21 protein-coding genes, 1 tRNA gene and 1 pseudogene are annotated in these 23,397 nt (G+C 68.6%); 18 read left to right on the top strand and 5 right to left on the bottom strand.

The features are described from left to right. Nucleotides 1-44: 44 nt before the first annotated feature. The 3 genes from QNJ67_05365 to greB form a co-directional block, all read right to left on the bottom strand. A complete protein-coding gene (locus QNJ67_05365; GenBank protein ID MDJ0608384.1) occupies nt 45-3,764 on the bottom strand; it encodes a P-loop NTPase fold protein in 3,720 nt (1,239 codons plus the stop codon). A gap of 347 nt (nt 3,765-4,111) precedes the next feature. Continuing rightward, nucleotides 4,112-5,074, bottom strand: a complete 963-nt coding sequence (locus QNJ67_05360) for an MBL fold metallo-hydrolase (protein MDJ0608383.1) — start codon at nt 5,072-5,074, stop codon at nt 4,112-4,114. An 11-nt stretch (nt 5,075-5,085) separates the two neighbouring features. Beyond that, nucleotides 5,086-5,643, bottom strand: a complete 558-nt coding sequence (gene greB / locus QNJ67_05355) for a transcription elongation factor GreB (GenBank protein ID MDJ0608382.1) — start codon at nt 5,641-5,643, stop codon at nt 5,086-5,088. Between the two features lie 313 nt (nt 5,644-5,956). Here greB and QNJ67_05350 point away from each other — a divergent pair, with 313 nt between their 5' ends. The 6 genes from QNJ67_05350 (at nt 5,957) to QNJ67_05325 (ending at nt 10,267) form a co-directional block, all read left to right on the top strand. Continuing rightward, nucleotides 5,957-6,592 carry a GNAT family N-acetyltransferase gene (locus QNJ67_05350; protein MDJ0608381.1) on the top strand — a complete coding sequence of 212 codons (636 nt, stop codon included), beginning with the start codon at nt 5,957-5,959 and terminating at the stop codon, nt 6,590-6,592. Nucleotides 6,593-6,762: 170 nt separating this feature from the next. Beyond that, a complete protein-coding gene (locus tag QNJ67_05345; GenBank protein ID MDJ0608380.1) occupies nt 6,763-7,341 on the top strand; it encodes a hypothetical protein in 579 nt (192 codons plus the stop codon). Between the two features lie 94 nt (nt 7,342-7,435). Beyond that, a complete protein-coding gene (locus QNJ67_05340) occupies nt 7,436-7,996 on the top strand; it encodes a DUF2269 family protein (protein MDJ0608379.1) in 561 nt (186 codons plus the stop codon). 130 nt (nt 7,997-8,126) lie between these two features. After that, nucleotides 8,127-8,540, top strand: coding sequence for an MbcA/ParS/Xre antitoxin family protein (locus QNJ67_05335; protein MDJ0608378.1), 414 nt, complete (start codon nt 8,127-8,129; stop codon nt 8,538-8,540). Further along, nucleotides 8,537-9,250 (top strand): RES family NAD+ phosphorylase, encoded by a 714-nt coding sequence (locus tag QNJ67_05330; protein MDJ0608377.1) that lies wholly within the window; start codon nt 8,537-8,539, stop codon nt 9,248-9,250. Before QNJ67_05335 ends, QNJ67_05330 begins: the two co-directional genes overlap by 4 nt. A 132-nt stretch (nt 9,251-9,382) precedes the next feature. Continuing rightward, the gene (locus QNJ67_05325; protein MDJ0608376.1) at nt 9,383-10,267 is read left to right on the top strand and encodes a DUF1289 domain-containing protein; all 885 of its coding nucleotides are present in this window, start codon (nt 9,383-9,385) and stop codon (nt 10,265-10,267) included. Here QNJ67_05325 and QNJ67_05320 read toward each other — a convergent pair. Both QNJ67_05320 and QNJ67_05315 read right to left on the bottom strand, forming a co-directional pair. Then, a complete protein-coding gene (locus QNJ67_05320) occupies nt 10,252-10,794 on the bottom strand; it encodes a hypothetical protein (GenBank protein ID MDJ0608375.1) in 543 nt (180 codons plus the stop codon). The two genes, QNJ67_05325 and QNJ67_05320, sit on opposite strands and share 16 nt — an antisense overlap. Before the next feature lie 467 nt (nt 10,795-11,261). After that, a tRNA-Ser gene (locus tag QNJ67_05315) sits at nt 11,262-11,351 on the bottom strand. A gap of 94 nt (nt 11,352-11,445) precedes the next feature. Here QNJ67_05315 and QNJ67_05310 point away from each other — a divergent pair. From QNJ67_05310 to QNJ67_05255, 12 genes and pseudogenes are all read left to right on the top strand, one after another. Continuing rightward, entirely contained in the window at nt 11,446-12,522 is a 1,077-nt protein-coding gene (locus QNJ67_05310) for a hypothetical protein (protein MDJ0608374.1), read from the top strand. 119 nt (nt 12,523-12,641) lie between these two features. Beyond that, a pseudogene (gene rplU / locus QNJ67_05305) lies at nt 12,642-12,938 on the top strand (50S ribosomal protein L21). A 315-nt stretch (nt 12,939-13,253) separates the two neighbouring features. Continuing rightward, the gene (rpmA, locus tag QNJ67_05300; protein MDJ0608373.1) at nt 13,254-13,511 is read left to right on the top strand and encodes a 50S ribosomal protein L27; all 258 of its coding nucleotides are present in this window, start codon (nt 13,254-13,256) and stop codon (nt 13,509-13,511) included. A 348-nt stretch (nt 13,512-13,859) separates the two neighbouring features. Next, nucleotides 13,860-14,903: a GTPase ObgE gene (gene obgE, locus QNJ67_05295; GenBank protein MDJ0608372.1), complete on the top strand. Its 1,044-nt coding sequence runs from the start codon at nt 13,860-13,862 to the stop codon at nt 14,901-14,903. Continuing rightward, the gene (gene proB, locus QNJ67_05290; GenBank protein MDJ0608371.1) at nt 14,900-16,060 is read left to right on the top strand and encodes a glutamate 5-kinase; all 1,161 of its coding nucleotides are present in this window, start codon (nt 14,900-14,902) and stop codon (nt 16,058-16,060) included. Before obgE ends, proB begins: the two co-directional genes overlap by 4 nt. Next, complete coding sequence (locus QNJ67_05285) at nt 16,057-17,355, top strand: glutamate-5-semialdehyde dehydrogenase (protein ID MDJ0608370.1); 1,299 nt, start codon at nt 16,057-16,059, stop codon at nt 17,353-17,355. Before proB ends, QNJ67_05285 begins: the two co-directional genes overlap by 4 nt. 98 nt (nt 17,356-17,453) lie before the next feature. After that, nucleotides 17,454-18,044 carry a nicotinate-nucleotide adenylyltransferase gene (locus QNJ67_05280; protein ID MDJ0608369.1) on the top strand — a complete coding sequence of 197 codons (591 nt, stop codon included), beginning with the start codon at nt 17,454-17,456 and terminating at the stop codon, nt 18,042-18,044. A 92-nt stretch (nt 18,045-18,136) separates the two neighbouring features. Further along, nucleotides 18,137-18,466: a ribosome silencing factor gene (gene rsfS, locus QNJ67_05275; GenBank protein MDJ0608368.1), complete on the top strand. Its 330-nt coding sequence runs from the start codon at nt 18,137-18,139 to the stop codon at nt 18,464-18,466. A 49-nt stretch (nt 18,467-18,515) separates the two neighbouring features. After that, entirely contained in the window at nt 18,516-18,974 is a 459-nt protein-coding gene (rlmH, locus tag QNJ67_05270; protein MDJ0608367.1) for a 23S rRNA (pseudouridine(1915)-N(3))-methyltransferase RlmH, read from the top strand. Nucleotides 18,975-19,034: 60 nt separating this feature from the next. After that, nucleotides 19,035-20,594: a 2,3-bisphosphoglycerate-independent phosphoglycerate mutase gene (gene gpmI / locus QNJ67_05265; GenBank protein MDJ0608366.1), complete on the top strand. Its 1,560-nt coding sequence runs from the start codon at nt 19,035-19,037 to the stop codon at nt 20,592-20,594. 10 nt (nt 20,595-20,604) lie between these two features. Beyond that, nucleotides 20,605-22,104 (top strand): peptidoglycan DD-metalloendopeptidase family protein, encoded by a 1,500-nt coding sequence (locus QNJ67_05260; protein ID MDJ0608365.1) that lies wholly within the window; start codon nt 20,605-20,607, stop codon nt 22,102-22,104. Then, on the top strand, nt 22,104-23,384 hold the full coding sequence (locus QNJ67_05255; GenBank protein ID MDJ0608364.1) for a S41 family peptidase: 1,281 nt from the start codon (nt 22,104-22,106) through the stop codon (nt 23,382-23,384). The genes QNJ67_05260 and QNJ67_05255 overlap by 1 nt, the downstream gene beginning before the upstream one ends. The last annotated feature ends 13 nt before the right edge of the window (nt 23,385-23,397 follow it).

Below are 23,397 nucleotides of genomic sequence, written 5' to 3'. Positions count from 1 at the left end.
GGGGATTCCCAATGGCAGGGAAGGGTTCACCGGGGCGGCGGACTTCAGTCGGCGGCGCGAGTGAGCGCTTGAACCGGATCCTGCATGTCTTCTGGCATGGGTGTCGCCAGGATCGCATCGATCGACGCGAAAGTGTAGCGGCGGGCGATCGGAGCGGTTTCTTGCAGTTTAGTCAAAACCGGCCTCGCTAGGCGGTCTTCTACGAGCGGCCATCCATCTGTTTTTTCCGATGCCGCTAGCTGAATTCCCAGGATAGTGAAGAGTCCGCGCATAATGGTGCGCAGGTCCTCTAGTTCTGCTTCAGATGTATCAGGGGTGGTTTCGATTAGTTCTCCCAACCTCGAGAAGTTCCCGGAGCACCGAGCGAGGGCGTCAAAGTAGATGCCCGCGGAAGCCGGTGATCCGGTCGCAATGGCGAGCTGCGCGAGCAGGGCCCGGTAGGTAACGTGGTCGCTGGTCGGATCGATCAGTGGCGCCCCATCCTCGTCCGTCACGGATTTGATCAGGCCATAAACGTTCACGAAACGCAGCAACTGACGCGGAGAACGGCCAGCCTGGGGAGCCACCAGCTGAATCATCTCACGCTCGTCATCGTTGATGACCACCGCGCGGGGCGTGATCTCAGGACGGTCCTCCTCTTCCTCCCCCGACCCTTCTTCTTCCTCCCCCGCCTCTTCAGCGGTGACGGCCTCTTCATCCCCCGCCGGCGGCTCTTGGGCACCGTTCGAGTCGTCAACGCGTGCCTGGCCGGTCAGGGCGGCCGGTGAGCCCGCCGATGGCACGCCGGCCGAACCGGTCTCTCCTAGGGTCTCGCCGTCTGGACCTGTTGCCGCCTTGGTCCCGGCGGAAGGTTCCGTCACATCTGGTGGAAGATCAGCCGGGATTCCCTTCAGGACACCGCCAACGAACCCGCGACTTGAACTCGGATCCATACGGCGGGTCCAGTAGGGAATTTGGAAGATCTTCTCCAAGTAGTCCTGCGCGCTGGTACCACCGCTGCCGTCAACCAGCGTCCCTAGTTCCTTGACCAGGGAGGCCTCCATCCAGCGCGTATCCACGCCCACGACGATCACGAAGAGGGGAAAGTTGAGGAACAGATGGACCGCCTGCAGCACGCGGTAGACCTTGTCCGGTGGGCAACGGTCTAGGTCGTCGATGAACAAGACGATGCGGTCGATCGATACGCCGAGGGGGTTTTCCGGCTTGTTGACTTCCTTCATTCGGTCCAAGGCGTCGCCGACCGGGCGGAAAAGCTCGTTGTCGGCCTCACTCGCATTATCGCCGAGAAAACGGGCTCGCAGGGCCTCGATCCGCATCGCGAGGTCTTCTTGTTGACGCTTCAGCGCGTCGATCTCTCGTTGCGCCTGATCTCGAGAAGTCGCCATCAGCGCTGTGAGCTGCTCGAAATCGCGGCGGATTGTGTCGATAATCCCGAGATGCTTGGCGTAGGTGTCGCCTTCCGCGCGCGATCGAATGAATGCGGCAATTCGGCCGGTCGCCGAGCCGGCACGCAGGTTCCTCTGCGCGATCGCGGCAGCTTGTTCGGCAAGGTTCAGCGCGGTCTGCGCCTCGTTGATCTTGGTCTCGTAGTGGGCGAGCGTGTTCTTCTTCGCCTTGGACCGTTCAGCCTCGACCTTGTCGAACGCTGTCTTCAAGGTGCGGAGCGCCGCAACCACGCCTTTCGTACGGGCAGCGACGATGCTGACCCAGGCCGTTGCGGCTGTCGCTAGCCCGGTGAGCGTCGATACTGTTGGCTCGATGTCGATCTTTTTCGCCAACAAGGACAGGAGCACGGGCAGGCCGAGCACCAGGGCGGTCAAAAGCATCAGCATGAGAGGCGAGGAAACGCGGGAGCGCAGCGATGTCCAAAGCACTTCAGCGTCGGACGCGGCGCCGCGGGTCTTCTCGATCGCCGCGTGCAGCTTAACGCCCTCATCAGCCAGTTTGTTCAGGCCGAATGCCTCGGCCACTTGGTGGAAGGCCTTTCTCGTTTCGTCTTGCCCAACGATCTCGCCCGCGACCGCAGCCCAGTGTTTCGCCTCGGCCGTGTTGGCGGTCTGCAGGGTCTGGCGGGCGGACTCCATGTCCCGCAGCCTGTCGGCAAAAGCCTCGATTGCCTCAAGCCGCTCTGCCTGGGCCGTCGACAGGCTTTCAAACAATGTCTCGACCTGATCGCCGCGCTGCTGGTCGGCGACCTTGCGACGCAGCCAACCGTCCAGTTCTCGAAAGATCACGTCGACCAGGCTCGCCCAGACGTTGGTTTCCATGTAGTGCCACGCGTTGAAGCGGATCGGAACGATATTGCCGTGGAACGCAGAAGGCGTCTCCGGACTGGGTGCCGAGGGGCGCTTGGTAAGGTCATCCAGCGCCTCGGCTATTCGCTCCATGAAGAACGTCTTGCCCGTCCCCCAATGGCCAAACACACCGATCGCGAGCGGCGGCTCGAACCCGTTCGACGCGATGAGGCGAGCGAAGGCCCGGGCTTCATGCCGGACATCGAGAAAGTCTTCGCCCCGTTTCACGGTGTCATTGAGCGTTCCGGCGATGCGAGGGCCGAGTACCGTCGCGTCCTCTCCTCGGGGCGGTTCGTTCGTGTCCTCCGGGGGCTCGTCGGGTTCCGGCGGTGGCACCTTCGCGTCGGGCGGTGGTTCCTTCGTATCCTCCAGGGGCTCGTCGGGTTCGGGCGGTGGCACCTTCGTGTCAGGCGGCACAGTCCGGTCCAGCCAATTGGCAAAGCGCTCCAGGTCCTTGGGCGGACACCGTTCCCGGGCACCCTCTATTAGGCCATCGATCAGCCCGTTCCGGTCGGTCAGAAACAGCTCTTCATAGACTTCATCGGCTTGGTGCGCCGAAGCCTGCAACAGCGCCGCCAGTAAAGCCTCTGCAGTGATCAGTTCATCGCCCGAGATACGCGCGGCTTTCTCGATAACCTTCGCAGCACTTGGACTAAGGCGGTTGACCAATTCAGCTTCGCGGCGATTGATATCTTGCGGCTCACCCTTCCGATCCCTCAAGAGCCGCAAGTAGTCCTTGAAGCGAGCCTCGTCGCCGTTGGGAACAGCCAAGCCATGCAAGGCCACGGCCAGAGCGCTCGTACGGGCCTCGGGTCGCAGCTCTCGGCCGAGCACGATCAGCCCGATCAATAGGTGGGTCCAAGTGAGTTCTCCGCGCCGCGTTGACTGGCCGCTGAAGGCGCGGGCTGCCTGCAGGCTCCGGGCCACGTGGTTGTTGACCCAGCCTCGCGAGCGTTCGATTCGCTCCGTCAGCGCGTCACCAGGCTCCGGGCCTATCGCGTTCAGCAGCTTCTCGCCCGGGCCCTTAAGACTGTCGTTGTGGAGCATAGCTCGGGCCAAGGCTTGGGCTGCCGGTTGGCCGATCGCGAAGTTGGTTCCCTGCTGGCCAAAGAGCACGCTGGCTGCGGCAACCCGGTGGTCGTGCCAAACCCACCAGTCGGGTACCGGATCGTCTGGCGAGAAGGCGATTGTTTCCACAGGAACGCCTCGGCGGGTCTGCAGGTCCTCCAAACCTACCGGCGGCCCCGAGACACCGCCGATCCCTGTGAACCCCCGCCAGGGCCTATTGCGGGGGTACTTTCTTGGCGGATTACCGGCCCGCAAGAAGAAAACAACATCCCCCGATTGCGGCTCATTACGACGTTCGTTCCAGAGCCATGGAACCACGTCGCCCATCGATCCTTGCCTTAGGAGCTCATCGGTGCGGCTTTGATTCGTGTACTGGAAGATCCAGTAGTTCCTGTTTTCCACTTTCTGATCGCCTACCTCGCGGATCCAAGGAACATCGTTGCGATGTCAATTCAGGAGTTTCGAGCGGCCGGTACGCTATCTCGGGTTAATCAATCGAGATAGCTCGCCCATTCTAGGGTTTCATGCTCTGTAAAAGCGAGTTTGACGCAGCCTTTTACCGATGAAACCGGGCCGAATGGTTCGAATAAGGCTGGGGAACAGGACGATCGCCCGCGCAACGGCTTTCGAGACTGCTTCGTTCAACCACTCCGGCACAACTCCACGCGCGGTGGCTGCGAGCCCCGGTGAATTTGCTCCAACAAGTTTGTATCGAGCGGGGCCGCGAGCCACGATCGGCCGCGAAGCGGCTACTCGAACTCCATCTCGACGTAGACGTAGCCGGCGTTGCGGGTGGCCAGCTCCTCGAAGGTGTCGAGCTTGGCGTAGGCGCTCTGGTCGACGTAGTAGGCCTGTTCCAGCGTGCCGCCGGCGTCCAGGTGCTTGCGGATCTCGCCCCTCAGGTGGACCAGGTAGTCGCGGGTGTAGCGGCGCACCTGGGCCATGTTGGTCGGGTGACCGTGGCCGGGGATCACATAGGTCGCGTTCAGCGCCTCGAACTCGTTCTCCCAGGTCTCGAGCCAGTCGGCGGTCACCGTGTCCTCGAAGATCGGCAGCAGGCGCTCGTGAAAGGCCATGTCGCCGGAGATGACCAGGCTCTGCTCGGGCAGCCAGACCACGGTGTCGCCCGGGCTGTGGGCCGGCCCCAGGTAGCGCACCTCGATCCGGAAGCCGCCCATCTCGACGATGCGCGCCTCTTCGAAGGTCTCCGTGGGCATCACGACCTCGGTGCCCTCCGCGAGCGGGCCGTTGAAGCGCCGCATGCGCGCCAGGTCCTCGTGGCCGCTCTCCTCGAAGTCGGCGGCAGCGTCGACGTGGGCCAGGATCGGCACGCCCTGCTTGGCCCAATAGCTGTTGCCGAGCATGGCGTGGCCCTGGCCGTTCTCGTTGACCACCAGCTTCACCGGCTGGTCGGTGACCGCCTTGATCTCCTTGTGCAGCGCCTCGGCGAGGCAGGCGCAGCCGCCGCTATTGATCACCACCACGCCGTCGCCGGTGACGATGAAGCTGAGGTTGTTGTTGTGGCCGGCGTTGTCCTTGCCCGGCGGCGCGGTCGCCCCGATCGCCGACCAGACGTGGGGGATCACCTCGACCGGCTTCGAATAGAGCGGCGAGTCCGGATACATGTCGGGAATGTCCTGGCTGGCCATCCCCGCCAGCGGCACGGCGAGCCCGACCAGGGCGGCGAGCAGGATCTTGGTCGAACGAGGCATGCGCTTCACTCTCAATCTTCCTCGTAGGCGATCTTGAGCACTTCGATCTGCCGCGTCCCCGTCGGGGTCTCGAAGGCGACCACGTCGCCCTCCTCGGCCTTCATCAGGGCGCGGGCGATGGGCGAGACCCAGCTCACCTCGCCGCGCGCGGCGCTGGCTTCGTCGATGCCGACGATGCGCAGGGTGGTCCCCTCGTCGTCCAGGTCGGCGTCGGCGTCGACGAAGGTGACTGTGGCGCCGAAGAACACCCGGTCGTGGTTCTTCTGGCGCGTCGGGTCGACCACTTCGGCGCTCTCGATCCGCTTCAGGAGAAAGCGCAGGCGGCGGTCGATCTCGCGCAGACGCTTCTTGCCGTAGATGTAGTCGCCGTTCTCCGACCGGTCGCCGTTGCCCGCCGCCCAGGCCACCACCTCGACCACCTTGGGCCGCTCGACCCGGCGCAGCTGGTCGAACTCCTCGCGCAGCAGGCGCAGGCCCTTGGGGGTGACGTAGTTCTTCCCCTTGGGCAGCGGGGCCGGCTCGGCTTCCGGCTCCTCCGCCTCGGTCTCCTTGGTAAAGGCCTTGCTCATGGGGCTCCGTCTCTGGTCGGGATCGTGGCGTCAGGGATGCCGGTAGAACGACGGCGACAAACCTGGGCACTGGGCGTCGGTCGTCAGTCTAGCGGATTTCGGTCAAGCTATCCCAACAAGCTGCCGTTCCTGCAAATCACTCCCGACGGCAAGGGAGGGAGATCTTCGGATATCGCATCCTCAGGATGTTGGTGCCCGATCCGGTTTGATAGTCTTCACCGATGGGAACCGCCACGATCCGTGCACCACACACCGCCGACGCGCCGCACAGCGCCGGGATCCGATTCGACGCTGTCCACGAAGGCGCCAAGGCATGAACGGCATGGCATCCGCCTCGGCTCGACCCGCGTTAACGAAGCCCTATCGTTGGGCGACGAGTGCGGACATACCTTTCATAGTCCCTCTGGTCGCCGAGTCTTCAGAGGGCGTTTGGCCTGCGGTATGGAAGGCCCTCTCTGATGATGGTGAGCCGGTAGAAGCTTCCGGGGCGAGATACCTGGCCGATCCCACGCACGATGTCTGCTTCGCAAATGCAGTCCTGGCAGAGGCAGACAGCCGTCGGCTCGGCGTCATGATCGCTTATCCCGAAGAGAAGAAATCGCCAAACGGGCCCGAAACCGACGACAGCCCTACCTTGCCGTCGGATCTTGAACAGGCCTTGAGACCCTATCGCCTGCTCCGCGATCCGGACAGTCTGTTCATTGCGGAGCTTTGTTGTCTGCCAGAGGCACGAGGACAGGGTCTGGGCAGTCGGTTCCTGGCATGTGCAAGAGAAATAGCGGATGCGCGAAGATTGCCGCGCCTATCACTGCGCGTCTTTTCAGAGAACGTCGGGGCTGTGCGCCTCTACGAGCGCTGCGGGTTCGAGGTGATTGACCGGCAAGCAGTCATCCCGCATCCCTGCATCAGTGTCGGTGGATCGGTCTTCCTGATGTCAGCCGTTGTGTGACCCGATGGGGCCGTGGACAGAGTGTCCGACTGCCGATTCGGCAGATGAGACAGGGGCTGCACCAGACGTGCCACCGCAGTGACCGGGCCGGGCAAAAGTAGCAGGATGCGGTCTCCGACGGGTCCAGATAAGGCCCTCAGGCGACGCGCAGGTTTCGGCAGGCGACCGGGATGACCGGCGCCGGATTTGTCCTTTCGGTGGCGCTGGCCCATGTCGCCACGAACTTCGACAACATGGCGCTGCTCTTCGCGCTCATGCCGTCGCTGGGCCCGCGCCGCGCGGCGGGCGGCTTCGCGGGCTCGCAGCTGGTCGCGCTGCTCGCCGCCCTGCTCCTGGGCGGCGGTGGCGGCGCCGCGCTGCCGGCGGGATGGATCTCGTGGCTCGGCCTGGTGCCGATCGGCCTGGGCCTCCGGGGGCTCTGGACCAACCTTCGACCCGGAAGCGCGGAGGCGAAGCTCGGCCGGGCGCCGGCGTCGTTCCTGCTCACGCTGCTGCTCTTCCTCTCGCTGACCTCGGACTCTTTCGTCGTCATGACCGCGCTCTTCGCCGACAGCAGCGCGACCTACGACCCCGCGGTGTTCGCCGGCGGCCTGGCGTCGATCGCGGGCCTGAGCGCCGCCGCGTTCCTGCTCGCCCGGGTCGCGGCCAGGGCGGCGGCACTGGTCCGGCGCCTGGAAACGCTGGGGCCCGTCGCCATGATCCTCGCCGGCCTCTACGTGTTGCTCGACACGGCGACCGACGTGGCGTGAGCGCGAACCCGGCTGGCCGAATTGCCGCCTTGCCCGTTAGAGTGGGGCCGCTCCGCCGAACCGTCGGCAGCCCGGGCAACACAAGTGAGGCGACATGGTGCCGCTGCGCAAGACTCTGAAGATCCTGCACACGCTGGCCGCCTGCGGCCTGATCGGCGGCCTGCTCGGCTACATGGTCCTGCTGGCCTGGGCGCCGCAGGGAACGCCGGCGGCCTACGCGGACCTCAGGCAGTCGATCGCGGCGCTCAGCAGCTATATCCTGGTGCCGTCCCTGGCGGTCGCCCTGATCTCCGGCCTGCTCTCCATGGCGGTGCACCAGCCCTACCTCGACAAGCGCTGGGCCTGGGTCAAGGCGGCCATGGGCATCATCATGTTCAAGGGCGTGCTGACGATCGCCGGGTTCAAGGCCGGACCCGCGGCCGATCTCGCGCGGCGGATCGCCGAGGGCGAGGACGCGGTGGCGCGGCTCGACGAGGTGATCGCCTACGAGTGGTCGGCGCTGATCGTGATCCTGGCGCTGTCGGTTGCCAATGTGATCCTCGGGGTCTGGCGCCCGCGGCTCGAGCGCCGGCAGGAGGTGGAACGGAGGCCGGAGCCGCTTGCGAAGCCGAAGAGCGCGCCAGCCGATGAGGAGCGCGCCCGGCCCGCGGCCTGAAAGCCCGGCGGTTTGCGTCAACTATGTGATATTCATGGATAATTTCTCTCCTCCTCGCGGGCATCGCCGGGGGCGGACTTGCCAAATAGCATGGTTTCCACTATATATTGCCATAGTGTAGGAGTCCGCCATGCGCCACCTGGTGCCCGTCGATACCCGCCCCCGCGCCTTCGCGCCCGCGCCGATCACCGACGAGGAGGCGGCGGCCATGTTCCGCGCCGCGCTCACCCTGTTCCGCCACTGGGCGGTGACCGACGAGCAGGCCGCACGCCTGCTCGACCTGCCGCTCCGGACCTATCGCCGCTGGAAGGTCCAAGGCGCAAAGCGGATCACGCGCGACGGCAAGGCGCGGCTGTCCAACATCATGGGCATCCATAAGGCGCTGCGCCTGATCTTCCGCGCGCCCGAGCGGGCCTATGCCTGGATCAAGGCGCCCAACGAGGCCTTCGGCGGGCGTTCGGCGCTCGACGTCATGCTGGGCGGCGAGCTGACCGACCTGATGCGCGTGCGCCGCTATCTCGACGCGGAACGCGGCGGCTGGTGACCGGGGCCGCGCCGATCCCGGTCTCCGCCGTCGCGTGGCGGGGCGCCGTGCGCATCATCCGGAGCCTCTATCCGCCGATCGATCTCTTCGAGGACATCGCCGATCCGGCCGACTGGCCGCTCCTGATCTCGGCCGAGCAGAAGACCAACCCCCGGCTGATGGAGACGATCGGCACCCTCGATCTGGTCCCGGAGGCGCGGCGGGTCGGCGGGCCGGGCGCCAGCTTCCTGATGGCGTCCTTCACCCATGTCAGCGCCGACCGCCCGACCCGCTTCAGCGCCGGCGCCTACGGCGTGCTCTATGTCGGCGACCGTTTCGAGGTCGCCCTGCTCGAGACGGTCTACCACCACGGCCGCTTCATGGCCCGGACCGGAGAAGCCGCTGGCTGGACCTCCCAGTTCCGCGAGATCGTGCTCGAGGTGAGCGCCGAGCTCCACGACCTGCGCATCGACGCGGCGGCCCACGCCGCGGCGCTCGATCCCGACGACTACGCCGCCGCCCAGGCAATGGGCGCCCGCCTGCGCGCGGACGGCAGCGAAGGGATCGTCTACCCGAGCGTGCGCTGCGCGGGCGGCGAGTGCGCCGGCCTGTTCTACCCGGACCTGGCCGCCAGCCCGGTGCAGGGCCGGCACCTCGACTACCACTGGGACGGCGAACGGGTCGACCTCTACCGCGACATCGGCTCCGGGGAAGTGTATCGGATCGTCTGATGCCGAAGCGAAGAAAGCCCTTCTTCGCCAACGCTTCCTGGGGCATCCTTCTGCGCATCCGGGTCCGCGGCAGATCCTGCGAAGCGCGAAGCAGGAAGACGGCGCTTGCCCCAGAATCCGAGAGGTGACCCGGTGGCATTGGCAAGCCCCTGCGTCGGAATCTGCAAGCTCGACGACACCACCGGCTGGTGTCTGGGCTGCGCCCGCAGCGGCGACGAGATCGCCGGATGGCGCGGCCAGACCGACCCATGGCGCGCCGCGGTCTGGGAAGCGCTGCCGGAGCGGCTCCGGGCTCTCGGCGTGACCTGCCGACGTCTGCCCTGGAAGACCGAAGAGATCCGGACCTTCGCCACCCGCAGCCTGCGCAGCGCCACCGGGACGTGGGTCATCGGCGTCGTCGGAGCGCTCGCTGAGTTCAGCACCACGCCGGGCGACCGCGTCGGCGTTGAAACGGACGGTGGCCGCATCGAGGCCTCCAATTCCGGCGGGAACCTAAGGTTTCTGATCGACGAGCGGGTGCGCGCGCTCACCTTCGACCCGCCCGACACGCCGGTGGATCGCCAGCGGGTCGTCCTCGCGGTGAAGCGGGAGCGCGGGCGTTTGACTGCGGCCGCGGCGCTGGCCGATCTCGGCCCCGACAGCGCCGCGATCAGGCGCGAGGATCGGGAACAGCGCCTCTACGACCTGGGGCTCGGACGCGAGGAGGCGCGTTTCTGCGTCCGCTGCGGCACCGGGGCGGCCCAGGACGCGCTCGCCGGCGCGACCGGCGACGCCCTGGCGGCGGCCATGCCGAGCCTCGCGCCGATCCTGCTGCGAGACAGCCCGGCGCGCGTGGTGGAGAGCGCTCTGGGGCGCATCGAGGTTCTGACGCCAATCCCCGAACCCGGCGGGCGGTCACCCGCGGGGCCGCACACCCATCTGCTGCCGGATCACCTCGCCACGGAGCGGGCCCTGCCTGTGGGCATGGAACTCCCGAGCGCCTACCTGCCGGGGGCGATCTTCTATCCGGCCGCCTGACCCAGCGGTGGACGGGCCAAGCCGATCCGTCCTCCCATCCATTGGACGGCGAGAAGGCCGGCGAAGGCCACGGCGTTGGTCCAGAAGATGAACCAGAGCACGGCGGGAGCAAAAGCCGAGGCAGTCGCGCCCAGCAGAAGGCTGGCCGCGAAGACCGTGCCCTGCTGGGCGGCCCAGCTGGCGACAAAGGCGACCGGGATCGCGAGGGCGAGGCCGGCCTTTCTCGCGAGCCGCAACGACAGGATCGCCGCGCCGACCCCGGCGAGCGCCGAGAGCCCGAGCGCGACACCCCAGGCCAGGGTTATCGCGTCGAGCGGATAGCCGAGGAAGCCGTAACCGATCATCTGGTTGGCGAGCCAGCCGAGCCCGGCCAAAAGGAAAGCGCTGCGCGGGACCAGCGTCAGGGCGCCGAGCGCGCCGAGAGCGGCGAAGGGCATGCCGCACGCCAGGGCGAAGCTGAACAGAATCGACGCGGCTACGAGAACCCCCATCCAAAGCGGAGATTGTCCGACGTCACGGTCACGCATGGCCTTCGCTCCTCGCCGTTTCGGGCGGGAGTATCACACATCGGACGATGCCCTGCCAATCGGGGACCAGCCGCAGGCGAGGGCCTCGTCGACCAAATCCTGCGAAGCGCGGAGCGCGAAGCAGGGCTTCACCACAAGCGTCTCTTGGCAAATGCGTGACCGGAACCCGACTTGAGATAGCGCTCAAACGACTCGGCCTTGGAACGTTCCGAAAAGGCTAGGTAGGTGACAAGACGCCACGGCTTGAATTTGGAAGTATGGGCCGATTTGCCGGCGTTGTGGTCTGCGAGCCTTTGTTTCAGGTCTGTCGTTAGACCGACATAGCGACGCGACGCGGAATGTACGCTTTCGATCAAATAGACAGAGTGCACCGGAGAAAGCCCTTCTTCGCTAAAGCTTCGAAGGGCATCCTGCTTCGCTTCAGGGGTATGCAGCAAATCCTGCGAAGCGCGGAGCGCGAAGCAGGATGGCGGAGGGAGAGGGATTCGAACCCTCGGTACGCTCGCGCGCACAACGGTTTTCGAGACCGCCCCGTTCAACCACTCCGGCATCCCTCCGCGCGGGGCTTGGGGAGCCCGGCCAAAATCCGGCTCCCGGTCGCGGCGCGGCACACTAGCCAAGGCGCCCGGTCCTGGCAAGGTGGGCGGGCGCTTGTCCCATCTTTCCCGGCCGCGGCGGCGACACTACATTGCGGTCATGCCGGACGACGCTTCCCACGCCCTGCCCCCGATCCCGGTCTTCGACCTGGACGGGGAACCCCCGGTCGCGCTGCTCGAGTCGGCGCGGGCGCGGGTCGACGCGATCCTCGACCGGTCGAGCTTCCTGACGCCGCGCCCCGTGCTGGCGCTGGGCGACCGGCGCACGCGGGCCTGGCTTGAACGGGCCGGGAGCCCCTATTTCGAGGAGACCGCGGCGGTCGCCGAGGCGCTCGGCCGGCCCGGCGGCTGGTTTATGAACCTCAACTACGAGTGGGCCTGCACCGCCGGCGTGGCGCCGGCGCCCGGCGGCGGCAACCGCCTGCTGCGCGTGCTCGACTGGCGCCAGCCCGGCCTCGGCCGCAACGTCGTGGCGGTTCGGCGCCAGGCCGCGGCCGGGTCCTGGATCGACCTGACCTGGCCCGGCTTCACCGGCGCCCTGCAGGCGCTGGCGCCCGGGCGCTTCGCCGCCTCGATCAACCAGGCGCCGCTCAAGCGGGTGACCGGCCTCCTGGTGTTCGACTGGCTGGCCGCGCGCATCAGGACCGGCGAGCGCCGGGCCCTGCCGCCGTCCCACCTGCTGCGCCTCGCCTTCGAGACCGCGCCGGACTACGCCGAGGCCAAGCGGCTTCTGACCGAGACGCCGGTCGCCCTGCCGGTGATCTTCACGCTCTGCGGCCCGGAACCGGGCGAGGGCTGCGTCATCGAGCGCCTCGAGGACCGGGCCTTCGTCCGCGAGGCCGCGGAAGTCGCGACCGCCAACCACTGGATCGAGGTCGAGGAGCGGGCGCGGCCGCGCGGCGTGGTCAGCGAAACCCGCTGCCGGTTGATGGAGCAGAGCCAGGCCGCGGCGGACGAGGACTTCGCCTGGGTGACGCCACCGATCCTCAATCCCATGACCCGCCTCGCCATGATGGCCGAGCCGGCCAGCGGGCGCCTGGTGGCCCGGGGTTACGAGCCCGAGGGCGCGGTGACCGCGATCCTGACCCTGAACGGCCGGGCCGCCGGAGAGCGCGCGCAGGCCAGCGCCTGAAGGGCGCGCGTGCCGTGTTGACAGGGGGTCCTTCATGGCTATAGTGCGCCGGTCCGGCCGCAGGGACAGCCCGCGCGGCGCGGATTTTGGCGCTTAACTCGAGAACGAAAAGCCAGCAGATGTACGCAGTCATCAAGACCGGCGGCAAGCAATACCGCGTCGCCAAGGATCAGGTCGTCAAGGTCGAGAAGATCGACGGCGAGCCCGGTGAGACCGTGGCCTTCGAGGACGTCCTGATGGTGGGCGAAGGCGAGAGCGCGACGGTGGGCACCCCGCTGGTTGCCGGCGCGACCGTCGCCGCCGAGGTGATCGAACAGGGCCGCGGCCCCAAGATCATCGTCTTCAAGAAGAAGCGCCGCAAGAACCACCGCCGCCGCAACGGCCACCGCCAGGACCTGACCGTGCTGCGGGTGACCGAGATCCTGACCGACGGCAAGAAGCCGTCCAAGGCAAAGGCCGCCAAGCCGCCCAAGACCGAGGCAAAGGCGCCCGCGAAGCCCAAGACCGAGGCGAAGGACGAGGCCGCCGCGAAGCCCGCCGCGAAGCCGAAAACCGAAAGCAAGCCGAAGACCGAGGCCAAGGCCCCGGCCAAGAAGGCCCCGGCGAAGAAGACACCGGCTAAGAAGACACCGGCTAAGAAGGCCCCGGCCAAGGCGGCCGCCAAGAAGACCCCCGCCAAGAAAACACCGGCCAAGAAAGCGCCGGCCAAGAAGAACGAGGAGTAACGCGCCATGGCCCACAAGAAAGCAGGCGGTTCTTCGCGCAACGGGCGCGACTCCGCCGGACGCCGGCTCGGCGTCAAGAAGTACGGCGGCGAGATCGTCATCCCCGGCAACATCATCGTGCGCCAGCGCGGCACCAAGTTCCATCCCGGCGAGAACGTCGGCATGGGCCGCGATCACACGATCTTCGCGCTGACCGGGGGCACGGTGGCCTTCCGGACCAAGGCCGGCGGCCGGACCTACGTCTCGGTGGAGCCGCAGACCTGACGGCACCCTCCGCCGCGGCAACGACGAGGGGAATGCTTCGCATTCCCCTTTTTTGTTGGCGGCGGGACCATGCCGGCCACCATCACCCTTCGACAGGCTCAGGGTGAGGGTATTATGTTTCAGGTACTTACCCTCATCCTGAGCCTGTCGAAGGATGACCGTGGTCAAGGGCTCAAGGCTCTTGGCGCCGGCTAGAGCAGATCCGGGTTTGACGAATCGCCGAAGGCGATCCATCAAACCCGGTGAATCTGCTCTAAACCTAAGATGTAGAGCGGATTCACATGTTTAGTTGGAGACCACGAAGTGGTTCCATCTAAACATGATCCGCTCTAGGCAGCGATCAGCGGGATGAAGTTCCTCGACGAAGCGAAGATCTACCTGAAGAGCGGCGACGGCGGCGCCGGCTGCCTGTCGTTCCGGCGCGAGAAGTACGTCGAGTTCGGCGGCCCCAACGGCGGCGACGGCGGGCGCGGCGGCGACGTCGTGGTCGAGGCGGTCGGCGGCCTCAACACCCTGATCGACTTCCGCTACCGCCAACACTTCAAGGCCGAGCGCGGCCAGCACGGCCAGGGCCGCGACAAGACCGGCGCGGCCGGCAAGACCCTGGTCATCAAGGTGCCGGCCGGCACCCAGATCCTGGCCGACGACAAGGAGACCCTGATCGCCGACCTCACCGAGGAGGGCCAGCGCGCCGTTCTGGCGCGCGGCGGCGACGGCGGCTTCGGCAACGCCCACTACAAGACCTCGACCAACCGCGCGCCGCGCCGGGCCGATCCCGGCTGGCCGGGCGAGGAGCGCTGGGTCTGGCTGCGCCTCAAGCTGATCGCCGACGCCGGCCTGGTCGGCCTGCCCAACGCCGGCAAGTCGACCTTTCTGGCCGCCGTGTCGCGCGCCCGGCCGAAGATCGCCGACTATCCCTTCACCACCCTGCATCCCAACCTGGGCGTGGTCGGGCTGGGCGACGAGGAGTTCGTGCTGGCCGACATCCCCGGCCTGATCGAGGGCGCCCACCAGGGCGCCGGCCTGGGCGACCGCTTCCTCGGCCACGTCGAGCGCAGCGGCGTGCTGCTGCACCTGGTCGACGGCACCCATGAGGACGTCGCCGAGGCCTACCGGACGGTGCGCTACGAGCTCGAGGCCTACGGTCTGGGCCTCGCCGAGAAGCCCGAGCTGGTCGCGCTCAACAAGACCGACGCGCTCAGCGAGGCGGAGATCGCGGCCAGGCTCGAGAGCCTAAGCGCGGCCGCCGGCCGCCAGGCCCTGGCGGTCTCCGGGGTCTCGGGCCGCGGAGTCAAGGAGGTGCTACGCCGGTTGCTTCAGCACATCCACGATCGGCGCGCGGCCGACGAGGGGCCGGCCCTCGAGGCCGAGGTTGAAGGCTGGCAGCCGTGAGCGCGGCCGATACCGAAGCCCAGGCCGCCACGCCCGGCCTGGACCAGGCCCGGCGGCTGGTGGTCAAGATCGGCTCGGCCCTGCTGGTCGAGCAGGACAGCGGGCGGGTCCACCAGGCGTGGCTGAACGCGCTCGCCGACGACCTGGCGGCGCTCAAGGCGCGGGGCGCCGAGATCATCGTCGTCTCCTCGGGCTCGATCGCGCTCGGCCGGCGGCATCTCGGCCTGACCCGCAGGGCGATCCGCCTGGAGGAGCAGCAGGCCGCCGCCGCGACCGGCCAGATCCGCCTGGCCCACGCCTATCAGGCGGCCCTGGCGCGGCACAACGTCACGGTGGCGCAGATCCTCCTGACGCTGGCCGACACCGAGGAGCGGCGGCGCCACCTCAACGCGCGGAGCACGCTGGCCACCCTGCTTCGCCTCGGCACCATCCCGGTGATCAACGAGAACGACACGGTGGCGACCAGCGAGATCCGCTTCGGCGACAACGACCGCCTGGCCGCCCGGGTGGCGGCGATGATGAACGCCGACACCATGATCCTGCTGTCGGACATCGACGGGCTCTACAGCGCCGACCCCAGGCGCGACCCCGAGGCCCGCTTTCTGCCCCTGGTGGCGAAGATCACGCCGGAAATCGAGGCCATGGCCGGCGAGGCGCCGGTCGGCTACTCCTCGGGTGGCATGGTCACCAAGCTGGCGGCGGCGCGGATCGCGGTCTCGGCCGGCTGCCGCCTGGCGATCGCCGACGGCCGGCGCCACAGCCCCCTGGCCGCGATCGCCGAGGGGGCGCGCTGCACCTGGTTCCTGGCAGATGTCGAGCCCATGACCGCGCGCAAGCGCTGGATCGCCGGCGCGCTCAAGCCGGTCGGCCGGATCTCGGTCGACGCCGGGGCGATCGCGGCGCTGAGGAGCGGGCGGAGCCTGCTGCCGGCGGGCGTCACCGCCGCCGAGGGCAGCTTCGAGCGGGGCGACGCGGTCCTGGTGCTCGGCCCCGAGGGCGCCGAGATCGGCCGCGGCCTGGTCGCCTACGCCGCCGACGAGGCGCGCCGCATCCTGGGGCACAAGAGCAGTGAAATCGAGGCCTTACTCGGCTACCGTGGCCGGGAAGAGCTGATCCACCGGGACGATCTGGTGCTGACGGGAGGAAGGAAGCCATGAGCGGCGAGACCGCGCTGTCGGCGAAGCCGGCCGGGGCCGAGGACCTGAAGGCGGCGATGGACGAGGTCGGCCGGGCGGCGCGCGCCGCCGCCGAGGCGCTCGGCCGGGCATCCCCTGAAGCCAAGACCGAATCCCTGGTGCGGGCCGCCGCCGCCCTGCGCCAGCGGCGGGACGAGATCCTGGCGGCCAACGCCGAGGACATGGCCGCCGCCGAGGGCAAGGGGCTGACCCCCGCGCTGCTCGACCGCCTGGCGCTCGATGCCGATCGGGTCGAGTCCATGGCGAAAGGCCTGGAGGAGGTCGCCCGCTTCCCCGACCCGGTCGGCCGTGTGCTGGCCGAGTGGGACCGGCCCAACGGGCTCAGGATCGCCAAGGTCTCGGTGCCCCTCGGGGTGATCGGCATCATCTATGAGAGCCGGCCCAACGTGACCGCCGACGCCGCCGGGCTCTGCCTCAAGGCCGGCAACGCCGCGATCCTGCGCGGCGGCTCGGAGAGCTTCCACTCCTCCAGCGCGATCCTGGACTGCATCCAGGCGGGCCTCGCCGCCGCCGGGCTGCCCGAGGCGGCGGCCCAGCGGGTGCCGACCAGCGACCGGGCCGCGGTCGGCCTTCTCCTGACCATGAACGACTTCGTCGATGTCATCGTGCCGCGCGGCGGCCGGGGCCTGATCGAGCGGGTCTTCGCCGAGAGCCGGATCCCGGTGCTGGCCCACCTGGAGGGGCTCTGTCACACCTACGTCGACCGCTCGGCCGACCCGGCCATGGCACGCAGCATCGTGATCAACGCCAAGATGCGCCGTACCGGCATCTGCGGCGCGACCGAGACCCTGCTGGTCGACCGTCCCGTGCTGGAGAGCCACCTGCCGAGAGTCCTCGAAGATCTCTTCGCCGCCGGCTGCGCGGTCAAGGGCGACCCGGCGGTCCAGGCCCTGGATGGGCGAGTCAATCCGGCCGAAGAGGAGGACTGGGTGACCGAGTACCTGGCGCCGGTGATATCGGTCCGGGTCGTAGACGGGGTCGACCAGGCGATCGATCACGTCAACCGCTACGGCTCGCATCACACGGACGCCATCGTCGCCGACGACCGGGAGACGGCCGAGCGCTTCCTCGCCCGGGTCGACTCGGGCATCGTCATGCACAACGCCTCGACCCAGTACGCCGACGGCGGCGAGTTCGGCATGGGCGCCGAGATCGGAATCTCGACCGGCAAGCTGCACGCCCGCGGGCCGGTCGGCGCCGAGCAGCTCACCAGCTACAAGTACGTCGTGCGCGGCCAGGGGCAGGTGCGGCCCTGAAGACACGCCGCCGAGCGCGCCCCTCGGGCGGCAGCACCGGGCTCGCCACGCCGGCCGCCCTGGCGGCCCGTCTGGGCGGTTCCCTGCCGGCGCCCGGCATGCGCATCGGCCTGCTCGGCGGCTCGTTCAACCCGGCCCACCGCTGGCACCGGGAGATCAGCCTGCAGGCGCTCAGTCGGCTCGATCTCGATCAGGTCTGGTGGCTGGTCTCGCCGCAGAACCCGCTGAAGCAGGCCGCCGGCATGGCGCCCCTGGCGGCCCGGCTGGCCGGGGCCCGGCGGATCGCCAGGCACCCGCGGATCCGGATCGCGGACCTGGAATCGCTGCTCGGCACGACCTATACCGCCGAATCGCTCGACCGCTTAACCGGCCGTTTACCCTGGGTCCGCTTCGCCTGGCTGATGGGCGCGGATAACCTGATCCAATTAACCGAATGGAAAGATTGGCAAGAAATCTTTGATATGGTCGTCATTGCGGTTTTCGATCGGCCTACCTATGCTCTAAGAGCCTGCCGGTCCAAGGCGGCCAGGCGCTTTGCCCAGCAGCGAATCGCAGAGCGTTCGGCCCGAGGACTGATCACGCAGGCGCCGCCGGCCTGGGTTTTCTTGCACACCCGCTTGAGCACCCTGTCGGCGACGGAGATCCGGGCCCGTCGGCAGGACCGCGGGCGGATTAGCGGCGAAACCTAAGGAGGGCAAAGCCCATACGCCGAAACGATGAGGCCCTCAGGGCCGTCAAGCAGCCGCAGGAACTCGCACGAGGCGAGGATGTTGCTGCGCTCGTGAAGACATCGCTCGATGACGACAAGGCGGAGGAGCTGGTCGTCATTGACCTCGCAGGTAAATCCGACATCGCGGACTACATGGTCATCGCCAGCGGGCAGTCGCAGCGGCATGTCAGCGCCATGGCGGAGCACGTCTGCCGGCGGCTCAAGGACGCCGGGATGGGGTCGGTGCCGGTCGAGGGCGCAGAGCGCTGTGACTGGGTTCTGATCGACGCGGGCGACGTGATCGTGCACCTGTTCCGGCCCGAGGTCCGGGCCTTCTACAATCTGGAAAAGATGTGGGGGGTCGACCTTCCGGAGCCGCAACGCCCGGCCGCCAACGCCTGAGGCGGGACCCGGCCGGCGAAGGGTGCCGGCTGCGCCGAGCGAGGATCCGATGCGCGTCACCCTGGCCGCGGTCGGCCGGGCCAAGGCCGGGCCTACGCGCGATCTCTTCGAGCACTACGCCGGGCGCCTCGCCTGGCCGATCACCCTGCGGGAGGTGGAGGCGGGCCGGAGCCTCCCACCCGAGACCCTCAAGCAGAAGGAAGGCGAGAAGCTGCTGGCGGCCGTGCCCGAGCGGGCCCGTGTCGTGGCCCTGGACGAAGGCGGCCGCCTGCTCGGCAGCGAGGACCTGGCCCGGCAGATCGGCGCCTGGCGCGACGCCGGGGACCGGGATATCGCGATCCTGATCGGCGGCCCCCTGGGCCTCGACTCCGCGGTCCTGGCGCGCGCCGACCTCACGCTGGCGCTCGGCCGGATGACCTGGCCGCACCAGCTCGTCCGCGGCCTGATCGCCGAGCAGCTCTACCGGGCCGAGACCATCCTCTCGGGCCATCCCTACCACCGGGAATAGCCCCCGCCGGAGCGAGGAAAGTGCTGGGGTATGCGGGTCGTTTCCCTTATAAACGGCGCCATGACTGAGCCGACCCGCCCGTGCCCCGTGGTGCTCTGCATCCTGGACGGCTGGGGCCACCGGGAAGACAGCGAAAACAACGCCATCCGCCAGGCTCGGACCCCTGTTCTCGACCGCTTGTACGAGACCTGCCCCCACGCCCTGATCGAGGCCTCGGAGCAGGAGGTCGGCCTGCCCGCCGGCCAGATGGGCAACTCCGAGGTCGGACACATGAACCTGGGCGCGGGCCGGGTCGTGCTGCAGGACCTGCCGCGCATCGACCAGGCCATCGCCGAGGGCGATCTGGCCGGCAACCCGGCGCTGACCGGCTTCATCGCGGCGCTCAAAGCCTCCGGCGGCCGGGCCCACCTGATGGGCCTGCTCTCGCCGGGCGGCGTCCATTCCCACCAAGACCAACTGGCGGCGCTCGCCGTGATCCTGCGCGAGGCCGGGATCGAGGTGCTGGTCCACGGCTTCCTGGACGGGCGCGACACCCCGCCGAGCAGCGCCCGGGGCTATGTCGAGCGGCTCGAGCAGGCGGGCGGCGCGCCGATCGCCACGCTGATGGGCCGCTTCTTCGCGATGGACCGGGACCAGCGCTGGGACCGGGTCGCGCGGGCCTACGAGGCCCTGATGGCGGGCGCCGGCGAGTCGGCGCCTGACGCGCTCGCGGCGATCGACCAGGGCTACGCGGCGGGCGAGACCGACGAGTTCCTGCAGCCGCGCATCCTCGGCGGCTACGACGGCATGAGGGCGGGCGACGGCCTGCTCATGGCCAACTTCCGGGCCGACCGGGTGCGCGAGATCCTGGCCGCCCTGCTCGAGCCGGACTTCCAGGGATTCGCCCGCAGCCGCCGGATCGATTTCGCCGCCGCGGCGGGCATGGTCAGCTACTCCGCCGAACTCGATCGGCGCATGACAGCGCTTTTCCCGCCGGTCGCGCTCGACCGGACCCTGGGCGAGGTGGTCGCCGAGGCCGGCCTCGAGCAGCTGCGCATCGCCGAGACCGAGAAGTACGCCCACGTCACCTTCTTCTTCAACGGCGGCCGCGAGGCCGAGTTCCCCGGCGAGACGCGCATCCTCGTGCCCTCGCCCCAGGTCGCGACCTACGACCTCCAGCCCGAGATGTCGGCGCCCGAGGTGACGGACCGGCTGGTCGAGGCGGTCGAGTCCGGACGCTTCGATCTCGTCGTGGTCAACTACGCGAACGGCGACATGGTCGGGCACACCGGCAGCCTGACCGCCGCCGTCGCGGCGGCGGAGTGCGTCGACCGCTGCCTCGGCCGGCTCGCCGAGGCGGTCGGCCGGGCCGGCGGGACGCTGCTGATCACCGCCGACCACGGCAACGCCGAGCAGATGCGCGACGAGGCCAGCGGACAGGCGCAGACGGCGCACACCCTGAACCCGGTGCCGCTGCTGCTGGTGCACGCGCGCCGGGACGTCGATGGGCTCAGCGACGGCCGCCTGGCGGACATCGCCCCGACGGTGCTCAACCTGATGGGGCTGGAGCAGCCGGCGGCCATGAGTGGCCGTTCCCTGCTGCGCCCCGCCACCGCGGCGCAAGGCGCCGCGGCCGAGTAGGCGGGCCTCGATGACCCTCAGCACCGGGAACCTCGGCGTCGGGCGCGTTCACGGCGGCAGGAGCTGGGCCGCGGTCCTGCTCCTGCTGGGGCTGCTGGCCCACCTGGGCGTGGCCGCCGCCCAGGAGCCCTCCCTGGCCGGGGAGCGCGCGGCCGGCCGGCAGGGCGAGCTCGAGGAGATCGAGCGGGCGATGCGCAGGGACGCCGAGCGCGCCCGCGCGCTGGCCGAGGAGATCGAGACCCTGCGGCGCGAGATCCGCGGCCTGCGGCGGGATATGACGAGCGCGGCGCGCAAGGCGCAGGACCTCGAGGAGAAGCTGACCACGGGCGAGACCCGGCTGAAGGACCTGGAGACCCGGCGCGCGGCCAAGCTCATGGTTCTCGAAGGCCAGCACGATCAGCTCGCCAGGACCCTGGCCGCCCTGCAGCGGATCGCCCGCCGGCCGCCGGAAGCGGTCATCGCGGCGCCCGGCTCGCCGTCGGACACCTACCGCAGCGCCCTGCTGCTGAGCCGGGCGATCCCGGAGATCGAGGACCAGGCCGACGCGCTGCGCAGCGAGCTGCAGGCGCTCGACGACCTGCGCCAGCAGATCGCCCGGGAGCAGCAGGCCATGGCGGCCGCCGGCGAGGCCCTGACCGAGGAACGGGGGCGCCTGACCGAGATGCTGGCGCAGAAGCGGCGCCTGGAAGACGCCGCCAGCGCCGAGCGGCGCGCCGCGCGCGCGCGGATCGAGAAGTGGGCGCAAGAGGCGGACAGCCTGCGCGACTTCCTCACCAAGCTGGAGGACGAGGCGGAGGCCCGGGCCGAACGGGAACGGGTCGCCGCGGCCGAGCGGGAGGCCGCCGAGCGGCGTGCTGCCACCCTGCGCCTCGGCCGGTCACCCAGCGAAATCCCAGGCGAGGTTCCGGGCGAGATCCCTGGCGAAGCCTCGGGCGAGGCCCCCGGGGCCGACAGCGGGACGCCGGGGGGCGCCGAGGCGCCGGGCGCGGCGCCCCAGACGCCGGCGGGCGTCCGAACCGAGACCCAGACCGCCGCGCTGGCGCCGCCGTCGATCTCTGTACCGCTTGAGAAGCCGGTCAACGTCCGGGCCTTCCCGGGCAGCCCGGACCAGGCGAGCCTGGTGATGCCGGCGCGCGGACGCCTGACCGGGCTGTTCGGCGAATCCTCGGAGAGCGGCGCCGACGAGCTGTCCCAGGGGATCTCGATCGAAACCCGCGCGCTGGCCCAGGTTGTCGCCCCCTACGACGGCCGGATCGCCTACGCGGGCGCGTTTCGGCGCTACGGGCAAATCTTGATAATAGAACACGGCGGACGATATCATACGCTGTTGGCAGGCTTGTCCCAGGTCTACGCCGTGGAAGGACAATGGGTCCTGGCCGGAGAGCCGGTCGGAACCATGGGTGATGGCGACGAAGCGACGCCTACCCTCTACCTCGAACTCCGCCAGAGCGGGCAGCCAATCAATCCTCTGCCCTGGCTGGCGACAACAGACAACAAGGTGCAAGGTTGATGCCTAGGTTTTTCGCGATTGTGGCGGCCGCCACGTTCCTGCTCGTCCTGCCCAACGGCACCATCGCCCAGGATGAAGAGACCGACACCTACCGCCTCCTGAAGCTGTTCGGCAACGTCTTCGAGCGGGTCCGTCAGGACTACGTCGAAGAAGTGACCGAGGAGGAGCTTCTGGAATCGGCGATCCGCGGCATGCTGACCTCGCTCGATCCCCACTCCAGCTATCTCGACACCAAGTCGTTCAGCGACATGCAGGTCCAGACCAAGGGCGAGTTCGGCGGCCTGGGCATCGAGGTCACGATGGAGGCCGGCCTGGTCAAGGTGGTCTCGCCGATCGACGACACGCCGGCCTTCGAGGCCGGCGTCAAGGCCGGCGACCTGATCAGTCACCTGGACGGCGAGCCGGTGCTCGGCCTGACCCTTTCGGAAGCCGTCGAGCGCATGCGCGGCCCGGTCAACACCGACATCCTGCTGACCATCCGGCGGGCCGATCTGGAGCCCTTCGACGTGACCATCACCCGCGCCGTGATCAAGATCCGCTCGGTCCGGAGCCGGTCCGAGGGCAGCATCGGCTACCTGCGGGTCACGGCCTTCAACGAGCAGACCTTCTCCGGCCTCGAGAGCTCGATCGAGAAGCTGGAGGACGAGCTGGGCGACGAGCTGATCGGCTTCGTGCTCGACCTCCGGAACAACCCCGGCGGCCTGCTCGACCAGGCGATCGCGGTGTCCGACGCCTTCCTGCACCAGGGCGAGATCGTCTCGACCCGAGGGCGCCACGCCGACGACGCGCAGCGCTTCAACGCACGCGAGGGCGATCTCACCAAGGGCAAGCCGATCGTCGTCCTGATCAACGGCGGCTCGGCCTCGGCCTCGGAGATCGTCGCCGGCGCGCTCCAAGACCACCGCCGCGCGATCGTCATGGGCACGCCCTCGTTCGGCAAGGGGTCGGTCCAGACCATCATCCCGCTGTCGGGACGCCGGGCGATGCGCCTGACGACAGCGCGCTACTACACACCTTCCGGCCGGTCGATCCAGGCCAAGGGCATCGAGCCCGACATCCTGGTTGAGCCAGCCACGATCGAGACCGTCGAGCAGGGCCGGCAGCGGCGCGAGGCCGATCTGCGCGGCGCCCTGGACGGTTCTGGCGAGAGCGGGGAACCCGGCGAGTCGGGCGATCCCGAGGCCTCAACCGAGAACGACACGCCGGAAGACTACCAGCTCTCGCGAGCGCTCGACCTGCTGCGCGGGCTCGCCCTGTTCAACGAGCGCGCGGTGAACTGACCGCGGCGCAACA

Source organism: Kiloniellales bacterium (assembly GCA_030064845.1).
Taxonomy (GTDB): Bacteria; Pseudomonadota; Alphaproteobacteria; order Kiloniellales; family JAKSDN01; genus JASJEC01.
Note: the sequence above shows the minus strand (reverse complement) of the source record. Positions and strands in the feature narration are given on the sequence as shown.